The 13,630-nt window shown below is 64.6% G+C and carries 13 protein-coding genes and 1 pseudogene; 4 read left to right on the plus strand and 10 right to left on the minus strand.

The annotated features are described in order from the left end of the window. The 8 genes from WAN71_RS12025 to WAN71_RS12060 all read right to left on the minus strand — a co-directional run. On the minus strand, positions 1–1,793 hold a 1,793-nt coding region (locus WAN71_RS12025), incomplete at its 3' end, for an AAA family ATPase (protein ID WP_422225540.1). Between the two features lie 238 nt (positions 1,794–2,031). Beyond that, positions 2,032–2,895 carry a fumarylacetoacetate hydrolase family protein gene (locus tag WAN71_RS12030; protein WP_422225541.1) on the minus strand — a complete coding sequence of 288 codons (864 nt, stop codon included), beginning with the start codon at positions 2,893–2,895 and terminating at the stop codon, positions 2,032–2,034. 90 nt (positions 2,896–2,985) lie between these two features. After that, on the minus strand, positions 2,986–4,632 hold the full coding sequence (locus WAN71_RS12035; RefSeq protein ID WP_422225542.1) for an alpha-keto acid decarboxylase family protein: 1,647 nt from the start codon (positions 4,630–4,632) through the stop codon (positions 2,986–2,988). A 105-nt stretch (positions 4,633–4,737) separates the two neighbouring features. Next, on the minus strand, positions 4,738–5,766 hold the full coding sequence (locus tag WAN71_RS12040; RefSeq protein WP_422225543.1) for a zinc-dependent alcohol dehydrogenase family protein: 1,029 nt from the start codon (positions 5,764–5,766) through the stop codon (positions 4,738–4,740). 57 nt (positions 5,767–5,823) lie between these two features. Further along, the gene (locus WAN71_RS12045) at positions 5,824–6,576 is read right to left on the minus strand and encodes an alpha/beta hydrolase (RefSeq protein WP_422225544.1); all 753 of its coding nucleotides are present in this window, start codon (positions 6,574–6,576) and stop codon (positions 5,824–5,826) included. Beyond that, the gene (locus WAN71_RS12050) at positions 6,573–7,052 is read right to left on the minus strand and encodes a hypothetical protein (protein WP_422225545.1); all 480 of its coding nucleotides are present in this window, start codon (positions 7,050–7,052) and stop codon (positions 6,573–6,575) included. Before WAN71_RS12050 ends, WAN71_RS12045 begins: the two co-directional genes overlap by 4 nt. Before the next feature lie 14 nt (positions 7,053–7,066). After that, a complete protein-coding gene (locus WAN71_RS12055; protein WP_422225546.1) occupies positions 7,067–7,906 on the minus strand; it encodes an MBL fold metallo-hydrolase in 840 nt (279 codons plus the stop codon). A 40-nt stretch (positions 7,907–7,946) separates the two neighbouring features. Then, positions 7,947–8,840: an alpha/beta hydrolase gene (locus WAN71_RS12060; protein WP_422225547.1), complete on the minus strand. Its 894-nt coding sequence runs from the start codon at positions 8,838–8,840 to the stop codon at positions 7,947–7,949. A gap of 1,045 nt (positions 8,841–9,885) precedes the next feature. Here WAN71_RS12060 and WAN71_RS12065 point away from each other — a divergent pair. From WAN71_RS12065 to WAN71_RS12080, 4 genes and pseudogenes are all read left to right on the plus strand, one after another. Then, positions 9,886–10,734 carry an alpha/beta fold hydrolase gene (locus WAN71_RS12065; RefSeq protein ID WP_422225548.1) on the plus strand — a complete coding sequence of 283 codons (849 nt, stop codon included), beginning with the start codon at positions 9,886–9,888 and terminating at the stop codon, positions 10,732–10,734. 314 nt (positions 10,735–11,048) lie between these two features. After that, positions 11,049–11,573, plus strand: a pseudogene (locus WAN71_RS12070) (GMC oxidoreductase); the annotation flags it as partial. Between the two features lie 137 nt (positions 11,574–11,710). Next, positions 11,711–11,941 (plus strand): ribbon-helix-helix domain-containing protein, encoded by a 231-nt coding sequence (locus WAN71_RS12075; protein ID WP_422225549.1) that lies wholly within the window; start codon positions 11,711–11,713, stop codon positions 11,939–11,941. Beyond that, positions 11,928–12,275, plus strand: coding sequence for a type II toxin-antitoxin system PemK/MazF family toxin (locus tag WAN71_RS12080; protein ID WP_422225550.1), 348 nt, complete (start codon positions 11,928–11,930; stop codon positions 12,273–12,275). Before WAN71_RS12075 ends, WAN71_RS12080 begins: the two co-directional genes overlap by 14 nt. A gap of 92 nt (positions 12,276–12,367) precedes the next feature. Here WAN71_RS12080 and WAN71_RS12085 read toward each other — a convergent pair whose 3' ends face one another. Both WAN71_RS12085 and WAN71_RS12090 read right to left on the minus strand, forming a co-directional pair. Continuing rightward, positions 12,368–12,748 (minus strand): NAD(P)H-dependent oxidoreductase, encoded by a 381-nt coding sequence (locus WAN71_RS12085; protein ID WP_422225551.1) that lies wholly within the window; start codon positions 12,746–12,748, stop codon positions 12,368–12,370. Between the two features lie 10 nt (positions 12,749–12,758). Continuing rightward, entirely contained in the window at positions 12,759–13,295 is a 537-nt protein-coding gene (locus WAN71_RS12090; RefSeq protein WP_422225552.1) for a hypothetical protein, read from the minus strand. Between the last annotated feature and the right edge of the window lie 335 nt (positions 13,296–13,630).

Here is a 13,630-nt window from a genome sequence, read left to right on the forward strand (position 1 = left end):
CACTCGGCCAGCGCATGCGCGGAGTCGGCGTCCCACAGCTCGAAGGCGACCTCGGCGCTGGTGGTTGCACAAAGAAGCCAGAGCCAACGACCGACGTTGTCGCTCGGGACATCGACAGCCAGAAACAGCTCGACCGTACGGGCGAGCGTGGGCGCGGCCGCTGCATATCCCTGGGTCCAGCGCAGCACCAACCCGTCGAGCAAAACGTCGACCGCGCGCGGTGGTCCACGACGCGGTGGCACGGCGCGGGCGGCCTCGGCCACCTCGGCCGGGCCGCCCGGACTTCCCAGACCGGCGGCCCAAATCGCGGCCGCGAGCGCTTCCAGGTGCGTGTCGCGTGCCAAGTCGGCGTCAAGCGGCTCAAGACGTCTGGCCGCGTCAAGGAGCAGTCGAGCGGCGTCGGCGCCGCGTCGCTGCATCATCGCGATCTGCCCGCGCAGACGCTGCAGCTCGATGGCCTGCTGCGGGTCAAGCGGGGCAGCCTCGACCGCGACCAGCAGGCCAAGTGCCGCGTCGAACGCGCCGGCGTCACGCTTCGTTTTGGCCGCGGCCAGCAGGCGCCGGGCACGGCGAGCAGGATCGGGTGTCAGCATCGCGGCGCGTTCGAGGAACGCCGCCGCGGCGGCCAACCCACCGCGGTCCTGTGCTCGGCCGGCTGAGCGTTCGAGTTCCTCGGCGACGTCCTCATCGGGTCCGGGCGCGGCCTGCGCGCGATGCCAGGCACGCCGGTCGGGATCGAGCTCCGGATCGGTGACCTCCGCCAGCGCGCGGTGCACGTCGTATCTGTCCTGAACAGGCGCCGAGCGATAGGCCACCGAACGCACCAACGGGTGACGAAACAGCACCCTGGCTCCGAGCTCCAGCAGGCCGGCCCGTGCCGCCGGCGTGGCCGCCTCGGCCCCAATCCCGAGCCGCTCGGCTGCCCGCCACACCAGTAGCGGTTCGCCGACCGGTTCGGCGGCTGCCACCAGCACCAGCCGCCGGGTCTCGGTGGGAAGACTCTCCAGCCGCCGCCGGAAGCTCTCCTCGATACTCTCCGAGAGTCGAACTGTGCCTGCGAAGAACCCGCCCGCCAGTTCCGCCGGCGTCAACCCGCGCGGCAGCTCCAACAACGCCAACGGGTTACCGCGCGTCTCGGCCACAATGCGGTCGCGCACCGCCGCGTCCAGTGGCCCGGGAAGCACCGAATCCAACAACGTGCGCGCATCGTCCTCGCCCAGTCCCTCGAGCACCAGCTCCGGCAGTCCCGCCAGGTCGTCGCTGGGCTGGCGCGCAGCCAACACCAAACCGACCGATTCGGCCTGCAGGCGCCGGGCCACGAACGCCAGGACTTGCACCGACGCGCGATCCAGCCACTGCTCGTCGTCCACCACGCAGATCAGCGGCTTCTGCTCAGCAGCCTCCGCGAGCAGGCCCAGCACCGCCAGCCCCACCAGGAACCGATCGGGCGCCGCACCGGAACTGATGCCCAACGCGGTCGCCAGCGCATCGCGTTGAGGAACCGGGAGCCGTTCCAGGTGAAGCAGCATCGGCGCGCACAGCTGATGCACGCCGGCGAACGCGAGCTCCATCTCGGACTGCACACCAGCCGCACGCGCCACCACACAGCCCGACGCGTGACCGGCCAGGTAATCCAACAGCGCCGTCTTGCCCACACCGACTTCGCCGCGCACCACCAGTACCCGGCTTTCACCCGCCCGGACAGCCTCGATCAGCCGGTCAAGCACCTGACATTCGCTTCGCCGGCCCTTCAGCTCCGCAACGCCTGCACGACGAGGGATAACTACGGCCATCTAATCGGCGTCGCTGTTGGCGCTGAACAAGATCGGCAAAACCGGCCGGGTCTGCGCGCTCATCAGGCCAGCATACTGAGCGGGCGGTGAAGCGCACGTCCACGGGCGAGCTGCATCGGGGGCCCTCGATCCAAATCTTGAGGCAGGCCACGCGAGCCGATGACGCCGTGCGGACGTGCTTTACAAACACCAACGTTTCATAGTCGAGGGGTGGACGAGCTCTTCCTATTCGAGCTCGTCAGTGGCGGGACTTGCGCTGTGGCCATCCCGCCTCGACTGGATTGCTGAGGTAACCGACCCCGTCCACTCCGACCGTGACGGTGTCCCCAGGGTGCAGGAACTCTTGCGGGTTCCGTCCCACACCGGTCCCGCCGGCGGTGCCGCTACTCATCAGGTCGCCCGGCTGCAGGGTGACGGTCTGCGTGAGGAACTCGAGAAGCGTTGGGATGGAATAGATCATGGTGTCGGTGGTGGTCCGCTGCTTGTACACACCGTTGACTCGGGTGCTGATCTCCAGCGGGTGAGAGTTGGGATCGGGCACTTCGTCCGCGGTCACGATGTGCGGTCCGAGGGGGCAGAAGGTGTCCGGGCATTTACACAGCGTGATCTGCAACGGTTCGCGGTCCATGACGTCGCGAGCGCTGACGTCGTTGATCATCGTGTAGCCGAAGATGTATTCGTGGGCACGCTCGGCCGGCACCCGATAAGCGGGCTTGCCGATGATGATGGACAGTTCGGCTTCCCAGTCGGTGTGCGTCTCGGGGGTGGGGATCCTGATGGTTTCGTCGGGACCGATCACCGCTGAGCGAAGTTTGGAAAAGAACACCGGCTCGGTGGGATGTAGCCCGGTTTCGGCGAGGTGGTCGGCGTAGTTGCCGCCGGCGAGCAGAAGCGTGGATGTCGGCGAGATCGGAGCCCTCATTCGCGTCGGGGAAACCAACTGGTGTGGGCTTTCACTTGCGTCGCGCAACCGATCCAGTTCCCGCGGTCCAGCTTTGATCAGTGCCGTCAGGTCGGTATGGCCGGTGGGCAGCACGCCGTCATCGAGGCGGACGCCGATTGCCGGACGGCCGGCGTCATCGGTGTAGGCGACGATCTTCATTCGGATCTCCTCACGGTGCGATCAACTGACAGCCGTTGGGCGGCGCACCGGCAGGGCCCAGAACGGGGTATGGGTAACGAGGGCAAGCGGTTACGCACCATAAAGTGTCTGCTGGCTGTCGTGAAGTCTTCGCGCGAGAAGTGGCGCCGCGTAGGTGTCAGTGATGACCTCGATGTAGGCGGCAGTGTCACCGCTGCCGGCGATCTTCATCGCGTGATCCAGTTCGGCGCAGGTGGTTACCCGGGCGGTGTACCAGTCCAGGCAGCCCAGTGCGCGGGGAATGTCTGCGTAGTTCCAGGAGGCGACATCGTTGTAGGAGATGTCCGGGTCCCGACAGAGCAGCCGTTCAATGAGGTATCCGTTGTTGTTGAGCACAAAGATGATTGGCTTGAGACCGCGGCGCCCGAACTGGGTGATCTCCTGAACGGTGAGCTGGTGGGATCCCTCACCGGTTACGAGCACCACACGGCCTTGCGGGTTTGCCACTGCGGCACCGAGGGAGGCGGGAGTTGCCCAACCGATGGATCCCCAGAGGGTCTGATTGTGAAACGTGGCGCCGCGCGGCAGATGCGCAAACGCCAAACCCATGGATGCGGTACCTGTTTCAGCGATGATGGTGTCGCCTGGCCGGAAGAACCTCTCCCAGCGCGGGTAGAGCGCATCAGCGCTGATCGGGTCATCGTCGTCTCCGACAATGTGACCCAGTGAGCCGGCGCGCAGTGAGGTGGTCATGCTTCGTTTGACCACCTGCCCGCGCAATTCGGACAGCATGTCCCGCATTTCGATGTTCGAGAACACTTGGGATCCCACTCGGGTGCAGTGGTGACCGATGTCGATGGTACGGGTGGGTTCGAGGCTGGCGGTGAAGGCGCCCGAGTTCAAGTCGCTCATCATCGTGCCTACGCATACGACCTGGTCGCAGGATTCGACAAAAGCCCGGACGCTTTCGTCCATCAGCTTGCCGTCGTACATGCCGATGTATGACGGATGCTGTTCGTCGAGGACCGATTTGTCGGCGAACATCGTCGCGAACGGGAGCCCCGCTGCGTCAACGAATTCCTGGAGGACATCCCGGACACCGACGCGGGCGGCCAGCATTCCGGGCAGGACGCAGGCGGTGCGTGCCGCGTTGAGCGCGTTGACGATTGCGTCGAGCGCGGCGGCGAGGCTGGTTGGGTCGGTCAAGGGTGGAGCGAGGGCGTGGGCACGGCCTATGACAGGTTGGGTCGCCAGGTCCGACGGAAAAGCCAGGTAAACCGGTCGCCGATGGTAGAAGGCAGCTGCGATCAACCGGTTCGTCTCGTACGCGACGTTCTGCGGTGTCAGGATGGCGCTCGCGCACACCACCGGCTCGGCCATATATCGGAACAGATCGAATTCGCCGTTGCCCAAAGTGTGATGGACCAGCGAGTGTGCCGACTGCACCGGCATGGTGGGCATCCCGGTGAGGTGGAAGACCGGAAGGTTCTCTGCGTAGGAGCCGCTGACAGCGTTGATCGCACTGAGTTCGCCAACCCCGTAGGTGGTGCTCAGTGCACCCACACCGTGCAGGCGCGCATAGCCGTCAGCCGCGTAGCCTGCGTTCAGTTCGTTGCAGCAGCCGATCCATTCGATACCGGGGTGGTTGACGATCGCATCTTGAACGCTGAACGCGAAGTCCCCAGGGACACCGAAGATCGCGTCGACTCCGATCTCTTTCAGACGACCCAGAACATGCTCAATCACATTCTCCGACATGCATTCTCCTCAATTGGTTTCGACCGGATTTTTTTCGGCAAGCACGTTCAGCAGTGCCACATAGATCGCGTAGCCAAGGCTGGTCATGATTGACGGTCTGGCGGCTTAGCGGGGCTCGCCGGGGGCGAGGAATACCTTGCCGTTGTGTGCCACCGATTCGGCTTCGGTGACGGCGGCGCGAATGTCGTCCAGGCCGAATTGCTTGCCCGGTGAGGTGTTGAGGATACCGGCGCGGATCAGCTCGGCGATCTCGTCGATCAGCTGCGGGATGGCGGGGCGGTCGGGTGTGAAGAAGCCGGACTCGTTGAGGCGCGGCAGCCAGTAGCCCAGCCAGTACACCTCTAGGGTGCGCCGGCCTGACAGGGTCAGTCGCGGGTCGTCGCCCACGCTGATCCCTTGACCTGTCAGCGATCCGTAGACCAGCATGTGGCCGTCCTCGGACAACGATCGGAAGATCTCGGTGCCGGTCTGGCCGGCGACCGGGTCGATCGCGAAGCCGACACCCCGCGGGCCCACGATTTTGTGGACCTGTTCGTCGATGGGCGCGTCACCTGACACGATCACTTCGTCGGCGCCGAGGTCCTTGAGTTCTTGCGCCGCTTCGCGACGCCGCACCACGTTGATCGTGCGGATGCCGTCGTGTTTGGCGAGCCGGATGATCATGCGACCCAGTTCGCCGCTGGCCGCGGACTGCAGCAGCCATTCCCCGCGGGGCACGGCCAGCACGTGGCGCACCATGAGGATCGCCGACGCCGGGTTGATCATGAACGACGCGACCTGCTCATCGGCGATGTCGTCGGGAACCGGCCAGGCTTTCTCGGCCGGCACCACCGCGTACTGCGACCAATTTCCGCCGTCGGAGTTTCGGGCGAGGACCCGCTGGCCTATGGAAAGCCCCTCGACGTCGGGGCCTATTGCGTCGATGACGGCGACTCCCTCGAATCCGGCGCCGGATGGGAAATGCGGTGTCACACCGGAGTAGTGGCCCCGGACGTAGAGCAGATCGGATGGGTTGATGGGGCTGAACCGGATCTTCACCCGAACTTGGCCGGCACCGGGTTGCGGGACGGGCTGCTCGGTGACGGCCAGAACGTCCTTCGGTTCTCCGTAGTGATCGAAGCGAATAGCCTTCATTTTCTTAGCCTTTCGGTGGAGGGTTAGGTAATGGCCGCTGAGGCTTGCCGGGCCAGGCTAGTGAGGAAGTTGTCGAGGATCTTGGTCACCGCGGCGGGTTGTTCGACGTGGGGCCAGTGGCCGGCGCCGGATACGTGGACTGCGGGCGTCGGTGAATCGGGGTGCCACGACATCGCGGATCAGTTCGGCGGAGGAGAAGGTGTCCTCACTGTCGATCAACAGCACCGGCGGGCTGACGGCGGAGGGTTGGTCTCCGAGCGGGTGCCCCGCCGTCCATGCATCGAGCTCCTGGGCGGCGACCACCGTCGGTGTGGAAAGTGTTGCGCCGACTAGCGTCCGCACAACCCGCACTGAATCGTTGACCAGTAGTGCACGCCGATTCGCCGCTGCCGAGGCCACAGTGCGATCGTGCGCTGCGTGACCGAAGCGGGCTGCCTGCTCGGGGGTTAGCCGGTAACCCGCCAGCGGAACCGGGGTGATCAGCGCCAGCCCGACCGCGATGTTTGGCCGTGCCGCTGCGACAAGTTCGGCAACCTGTGCACCCATGCTTTGGCCCACGACGACCATTGGGCTCTGCGCGGTGGGATTGATGTCGTGGAGCACCTCGACGACCTGGTCGCGGTAGCCCTCCAGGATCGCGCCGCGGCGAGGCGGGCCCGCGTCGTCGACGTGGCGTAAGTTGACGGCCCGCGCGCACCATCCGGGGGTGGGCAGCCGGTCGATCACCTCGTCCCACAGCGCGGCGGTGTCCTGATATCCGGGGATGAACACGACTGTCCCCGTGCCGTCGCCGTCGCGGCAGTGCTTCATCGCCCGCCCCCGTTGTCGGTTCCGGGCCATGCGTGGGACAGCACATCGGCACGCGTAGGTCGGTGTTGAATACCGGCGACCCGCCAGCCGGATTCCGTGCGTATCACCTCGAAATGCACTGCCAGACGCTCGATTTCAGTATTATCGGCGCGTCGCCGCGACCAGATCACCTCGATCGCCGCTCCGTTGCGGTGGTAGGCCCGTACCGCCCGGTCGACCACGTCGGTGTAGGCGTAGCCGCTGGCCCTCAACCTGGTGTGCGTCGTGTTGAGCAGCCCGGTGACGCTGTCGGCGTCCAGCGCCCACTGGCCACCATCGGGGTGGTATTTGTAAAGCGGTACGCCCCAGTAGTTCAGAATGAACTCAGGTCCCTTGTCGATGGCCCGGTCGCCGACGCCGACCCAGGTGGGCAGGTAGTCGTCGAAGAACCATTTGGCGACTTCGGCGGTCACGGTTTCCATTTCCTTGTCTGACATGGCTTTTCCCTGCCTCACGACAGGAGTCCCAGCGCCCCGTACCACAGCGGACCGGGGTTGAGGCGGTCCGGGTACAGGGCCAGCATCCGGTCGAAAAACTCCCGCGCCGTGGGCTTTTCGTCCAGCAGCCGCTGCGCATCCACAAGGTATTGGCGGGTCTGGTCGAGGATGGCCGGATCGTCGGGCAGGTCTTTGTTCTTGTGACCGGCGACCACCGCGCGGGGCCGCAACGCGGCGACCTTTTCGATCGCCTTGAGCCAGGCCTCAATTCCACCCCCGGCGCTTTCCAGCAGGTATTGGTGCACGCCGTTGTAGGCGACGTCGCCGGCCACGACCAGCCCGATGGACGGCACGTGCAGCACGGTGGTGTCGTCGGTGTCTGTGTGGCCGGTCTCGATCGCCACCAGGCGGTGGCCCTCCAGCTCGAACCCGTCGTCGGGGATTGGTTGGTAGACCACTGGACTGTCGGGGATGAGGCCGGGAAAATCGATGTCCCAGCGCTCGGCCCGGCCTCGGGTCGCTTGTTGGTGCATCATCGCGATCGTGCCGTCGGTGGCATACGCAATGGGACCCGGGAAGCGCCGCAGCAGCAGGTCGGTGCCGAACCAGTGATCGCCGTGCCCGTGGGTGGCGTAGATGTAGGCCAGCCGCTTGCCGAAGCTTTCGACCCAGTCACCGACCCGCGCCACCTGCTCGCGGGTGAACGGTGGGTCGACGAGGACGGCGTCGTGTTCGCCCAAGATCAACGTGGAGGCCAGCGGCGAGGACACGATCGGACTGCCGTCGGGCAGTCGCCGGGGCCGGTTACGTGGCACGCCGTCGTTCACCAACACCTCGTATCGCAGCTCAGTCATGACCCGTATTCCTCTCCGCGGCAGGACTATTGGGGCTCAACTAAGTGAGGTGTTCGGTGAACCAGGCACACGCGGCGCCGCTGGAGTCGTCGAACCCTTTCAGATAGGGATCGAAGTGGCCCCCCGCGATGGTGACGAGTTTCTTGGGGTGCAGGGCCCGCTCGTAGGCATCCAGCGCCACGTCGGCGAGCGTGATCGCGTCGGCCAGTCCCACGATCATCATCAGCGGCGTCGGCGACACCCGCGAAAGCCACATTCCCGGCTCATACATGCGCCCGGCCCGGGTGGAGCGCACCGTGACGACGTTGTCCCAGACGCCGTCGGGCACCGGCTGGTGATAAAACGCGATCGCGTCTTGCGAACGGTAGGACGCCGGCACATCCGGATCCGCGCTGACAACGGCCTGGGTGACCGGCGGTTCACCGCGGAATTGGCGCCGATCATCGGCGATGAAGCTGGCCTCCAAAGCAGCCACCTGATCCGGCGGCACCCGGCGCAGGCTCTGCTGATAGCCGCTGATCGTGGGCACCTGGGCGACCACCGCGCGCAGCCGCCGGTCGGTGGCGCCCAGCACGATCGCATGTCCACCGGCGTAACTGGTGCCCCACAACCCGATCCGGTGTGGGTCCACCTCGGGCCGGCTCTCCAGATAGGAGATCGCCCGGCGCCAATCGGCGATCTGGCGCCACGGGTCCACGTCATAGCGCGGCTCACCGTCGCTGGCCCCGAAACCGCGATGGTCGTGCACCAACACCACGAACCCGGCCTCGGCAAACACCCGGGCGAACCGCTCCAGCCCGTGCTCACGCACCCCCGCATAACCGTGCGCGATGGTGATGCCCGGATGGGCACCGGCAGCGTCCGGCACAAACAACCAGCCGCGCAGCGTCACGTCGCCCTCGACGGTGAACCCGACATCGTGTCGCTGCACCATCACGCCTCCTCCGGACGAACACGCGGAACGCTCAGAGCGCCAACCCAAAGTCGCTGGGCGCCCGGCGGAAACGTCAGGGCGCCACACCGAAGGGCGCCAGCGGGTCGGGATCGGGGGCGGCCCTCGCGATGATCGTCAACCCGCCTGTAAGACATGGAGTTTGGCTTTTCCGTTTCGGCCGGATCCTGCTCTGGCACTTCCGGTCGTGCGCACGAGGCATCTTGTTCGAGCCCGCAATAGACGCTGGTCGTGCCCAGTGCGCGGATACATTTCGGCCGAGAACCGCGGCGCGGGTTCAGCGGCCGGTGGTGGATAGCCCACGTCGGCGTCTGCCCGAACACCACCGTCAGTGTGTGATGAATTTCGATACATTCGCCCGTAGCACACTTCCTACCTCGAGTGACATTGGTTGATCCGGGGCGATCGAGACGAGAACCGGAACGACTGCTGTCGAGTGTTATCGGATTGGCCCGCGCTGGTATCGGCCGGTGGACAGTGCAAGTGGACAGTCGTGGCCTGGCGGCGCGGCACTGGTGGCCGCTGCGCCAGGTGGCTTTTGGGGTCTCGGTCTGATGAATATGGTGGCGCCGCCGGCGAGATATTCTTCGGCTGTCGCGTCCAGTTGAATATCCCGCATTCCGGACTTGCTTCCGCGGAGCGATGTTGCGCAGTCCAGGCCTGGTGGTCCTGCCCATGCAGCAGACCCGCCGTTCGTAATAACGCAACGTCTGCACATTCACACCGGCAGCATCAGCTACCTCGCCGCCACGGAGCCCGGTCTCGCTCATGGCGCAAGCCGTTGGGCCCGCGTCGTCAACGCGTTCACCTTCGACCTGACCACTCGCCTGCGCTACGAATTCTGTTGCCGCGCGGGCCCGTCGATCAGCGACTGGCCAGGTGGGCTGGCCACTGGCCGATGCGACCTTCGCCCGTCGCAGCCGAAATTTGGGGGAAGGTGTTCGGCGAGCCACAGCGCGTTCTGATCGGCGGTCAAAGGGTTGGCGTCTCGATGAGGCGGCGATCGGGAGAGTAAAGGGACTGGACAATGACAACAGGCGAAACATTCGCGGAGGTTTCGAACCAGACGGTCAGCGCCGCCAACGGCGTTGAGTATGTCTATCGGGATGCAGGCCAGGGTGGCGTTCCCCTGGTCCTTCTCCAGCACTTCCGTGGGAACCTCGACAACTGGGATCCGGCGCTGATCGACGAGCTGGCATTGTCTCGCCGTGTTGTGACGTTCGACAACGTTGGCGTCGGCGGCACCACCGGGAACACGCCCCACCGGTTCGAGCAGATGGCGCACGACGCCATCGCTTTTCTGAGCGCGATGGAGTTCGACCAGGTCGACATCCTGGGTTTCTCCATCGGCAGCTTCGTCGCCCAGGAAATCGCGCTGTTAAGGCCGGCACTGCTCCGGAAGCTCATCTTGGCGTCTTCGGCGCCCCAGGGCGCCGCCGGGATGCACGGCTGGGCTCCCGACGTTATCGACGCGGTCGGCGGGCGACAGTCAAACCCCGAGGGGGTGCTTGATGTGTTCTACGCCCCGTCTGCCTCGAGCCGGCAGGCTGGGCAGCAAGCCCTCAAGCGCATGTTCTCCCGAACACAGGGCCGCGACCGGCCCACCACGTGGGAAACCCGACAAGCTCAGTACGACGCCGTTTGTGCATGGGGCATACCGAATCACAGTGCGCTGCAGCGAGTAAGCGCGATCGACTTGCCGGTGTTCGTGGCGAACGGTGACAGCGACCCCATGATTCTTCCCCATTACACGTATCTTCTCGCAGGCTTGATTCCACAAGCTCGGGTGAAGATTTACCCGGACTCGGCGCATGGCTTTCTGTTTCAGCACCACTTCGAGTTTGCTGACGACGTCCAGGCTTTCTTAGACGCATGAGGGTGACGGCCAGCGCGTAGTGGGGCTTCCGGTCGACTGCGGATTCTAGGTGATCAGCGCCGCCCCCTAGGAGTGCCAGCAGCACATCGAAATGAGCAGTGGATATGAATACGAGTCCCGACGAATTAGTCGTGCATGGACCCCATTTCGTCGAGCGCGTTCGTCGCAATCAGCAGCGGCTGGGTTCGGAGCTCAAGGCGCAGTACGACTTCATTGTCTGCGGCTCGGGCTCCTCGGGCTCGGTGGTGGGGCGTCGTCTCGCCGAACACGCTGACGTCAGCGTGCTGCTGCTGGAGGCCGGCGGACAGGATGAGGCCGAGCATCCAATGTCGAGTGCGGAGAATGCGGCCAAATTCACGCTGCCTGAGTTCGGCTGGACCTTGCTCGGCGGCCTGGAGCGGCCGAAAAGTCGCGGCCATATCCGTCTGACCGGCCCCGATCCGACCGACCCCGTTCAGATCGAGGCCAACATGTTGTCTCACCCCGATGACCTGAAGGCCGCGATGGCCGGCGTGCAGTTGTGCAGGGAGATCGGCAACTCAGCAGCGCTTAGTCCCTTCGTCAAGCGCGAAGTCGTGCCGGGCAATCTCAAAGGTGCCGAACTCGAGCGCTTCGTCCGCGACGCCGTCATGACCTACTGGCACCAAACCGGTACCACCAAGATGGGCCAAGACGCCATGTCGGTGGTCGACGGCACCCTGAAAGTCTATGGAACCGAACACCTTCGCATCGCCGACGGCTCAATCATGCCCCGCGTGACAACCGGAAATACCATGGCCTCCTGCGTCAGCATCGGCGAACGCGCCGCGGAAATCCTCCAGGCCGAGCACACGCTCTGAAATCACCCAAACAAGGAATACTTCTGCGTGCTCAACCCCCCGCGGGCGTCTCTGCAGGTGACCTTTCGTGGCCGGGCAGGTACCGCACGCACAGAGGCAACAAGTGCTACTAGGTAGTACGTTGGTAGCATAGCGGTATGAAGCTAAGTGTCAGCCTGTCGGACGAAGACGTTGCACTGCTTGACGCCTATGTGAAGCGAGCCGGCCTGACGTCACGATCCGCCGGTCTCCAGCGCGCCATTCGCATGCTTCGCTATCCCGCCCTCGAAGAGGACTACAGCAACGCGTGGGACGAATGGTCGGCGACGGGGGAAGATTCAGCATGGGAGATGGTGACGGCCGACGGGCTCGGCGATGCTGCGCGGTGAGATCTGGTGGGTGGACCTCGATCCTGTCCGTGGCAGCGAGGCGAACAAGCGCCGCCCTGCGGTGATCGTCAGCAATGATCGAGCCAATGCGACGGCTGCGCGCCTAAAACGTGGCGTGATCACCGTGGTCCCAGTGACAAGCAATGTCAGCAAGATCTACCCCTTCCAAGTGCCGTTGTCGTCCGAGACGAGCGGTCTCACAGTCGATTCGAAAGCGCAGGCAGAGCAGATACGTTCCGTTGCTGCCGAGCGGCTGGAGCGGCGTATCGGCAGGCTTTCGGCAGAAGAGATAACGCAGCTCGATGAGGCGCTGCGACTTCACCTCGAGCTCTAGGCCAGCCGAATTGTGTAGCCTGCGCCGCTGTGGCGCGTGAGGTGGACCAGGACGAGAGGATGGAGCTGAATGCATGAATCGCGGTTGACGAGTCAGAAATCTTTGGCGAGAGCTGCCAGCTTCTCTCGCGCTGCTCGCATACTGGCTTCGGCGTTATCGCCCCATGTGTTCTCAACCGCCAGTGCTCGCACCTCTTGCACCCCGATGAAATCGAGCCAGAACTCGACATAGCCTGATTGGTGGTCGAACCGGGAAGGCGGGGTTGGCAGGTCCTCTCGGTACTCCTGGCCTCTGGTGTAGATGACCATCGCCGTTGGTGTTTGCAGAAGTGGACCGAACCGCTCGCCGTCGTAGGTGAACAGCATGTTGCGTTGCGACACCAGGTCGATCAGCTGCTTGAGCTTGTAGGGATAAGCGAAGTTCCACAGATCTTGGACGCCCACTGGACTTTCGGGATCGATACGTAGCGGCACTGGAGCGCGGCTACGCCCGCTGGTCGTACGTCATCGTCCACACGGCTTTGTCGCCAGGGTGATATTCGTTGCCCGCCCATGGATCTCCGCAGATGTGCAGGTGCGCATAAGGCGTTCCGGCGAACATGATCATCGTGCCCGCGTCGCGCATGACCGTTGATAGTCCGCTCGCTTCGGCGTCGAACGGCCAAATCAGCATCCAGTGTGGGCCGATGGGGATCGGCGGGCTCGTCCTGTCGAATGGATCGGTGTAGCTGTGCTGGGTCGCCCCGTTGAGCATGTAGATCAGTCCAGGCGCAGTGTTGGTCGGCTTCGGTTTCCGCCTCACCACCAGGTCCGTGAACCACTGCATGCCCATTGGATCGGCGCACATGTCAGCCTGCCCAATCTCCACGCCTGGCATGCACACCCACTCGTTGGTGCCCGGGCGCAGGACGGTCATGTTGCCCCGCTCGTCCATATCCGCGACGGTGGCGCCATCGCGGATGGTTGCCGGCCCCGAAAGAAGTGCTCGCGCCACCCTGGCCTCGACGTTCGGATCATCCATGGTCGCACCCCTTGATTTGATGGTCGGCATTATCCTGCGATGCCCTACAACCAGGGCGATCGAGATTAGAACCGGAATGACTATCATCGAGCGTTGTTCGCTGAGCCCTCGCTCGCATCCGCTTATGGACAGTGCGAGTGGTTAGTCGTGGCCGGCGATCGCGATGCAGTGCGGGTGGTCAGTCCTGGCCTATGCGAACCACCCGGACATCGACTGGCGCCGCGGCGGCTAGTGCGGCGCGATGCTGCCCGGGTCGCTCGGTAGGACGCGGTCAAGTTGGCTGCGCGAGGTGATGTCGAGCTTGCTGAAGACCTTGCTCAGGTGGTACTTGACGG

Source organism: Mycobacterium sp. (assembly GCF_049280035.1).
In the GTDB taxonomy this organism is placed as follows: Bacteria; Actinomycetota; Actinomycetes; order Mycobacteriales; family Mycobacteriaceae; genus Mycobacterium.

What these genes read in the sequence shown, in the direction of transcription:
- WAN71_RS12045 (WP_422225544.1), bottom strand. Translation starts at nt 6,576, where the DNA reads ATGAAGCACTGCCGCGACGGCGACGGCACGGGGACAGTCGTGTTCATC.
- WAN71_RS12080 (WP_422225550.1), top strand. Translation starts at nt 11,928, where the DNA reads ATGCTGCGCGGTGAGATCTGGTGGGTGGACCTCGATCCTGTCCGTGGC.
- WAN71_RS12065 (WP_422225548.1), top strand. Translation starts at nt 9,886, where the DNA reads ATGACAACAGGCGAAACATTCGCGGAGGTTTCGAACCAGACGGTCAGC.
- WAN71_RS12035 (WP_422225542.1), bottom strand. Translation starts at nt 4,632, where the DNA reads ATGTCGGAGAATGTGATTGAGCATGTTCTGGGTCGTCTGAAAGAGATC.
- WAN71_RS12030 (WP_422225541.1), bottom strand. Translation starts at nt 2,895, where the DNA reads ATGAAGATCGTCGCCTACACCGATGACGCCGGCCGTCCGGCAATCGGC.
- WAN71_RS12055 (WP_422225546.1), bottom strand. Translation starts at nt 7,906, where the DNA reads ATGACTGAGCTGCGATACGAGGTGTTGGTGAACGACGGCGTGCCACGT.
- WAN71_RS12075 (WP_422225549.1), top strand. Translation starts at nt 11,711, where the DNA reads ATGAAGCTAAGTGTCAGCCTGTCGGACGAAGACGTTGCACTGCTTGAC.
- WAN71_RS12040 (WP_422225543.1), bottom strand. Translation starts at nt 5,766, where the DNA reads ATGAAGGCTATTCGCTTCGATCACTACGGAGAACCGAAGGACGTTCTG.
- WAN71_RS12060 (WP_422225547.1), bottom strand. Translation starts at nt 8,840, where the DNA reads ATGGTGCAGCGACACGATGTCGGGTTCACCGTCGAGGGCGACGTGACG.
- WAN71_RS12090 (WP_422225552.1), bottom strand. Translation starts at nt 13,295, where the DNA reads ATGGATGATCCGAACGTCGAGGCCAGGGTGGCGCGAGCACTTCTTTCG.
- WAN71_RS12050 (WP_422225545.1), bottom strand. Translation starts at nt 7,052, where the DNA reads ATGTCAGACAAGGAAATGGAAACCGTGACCGCCGAAGTCGCCAAATGG.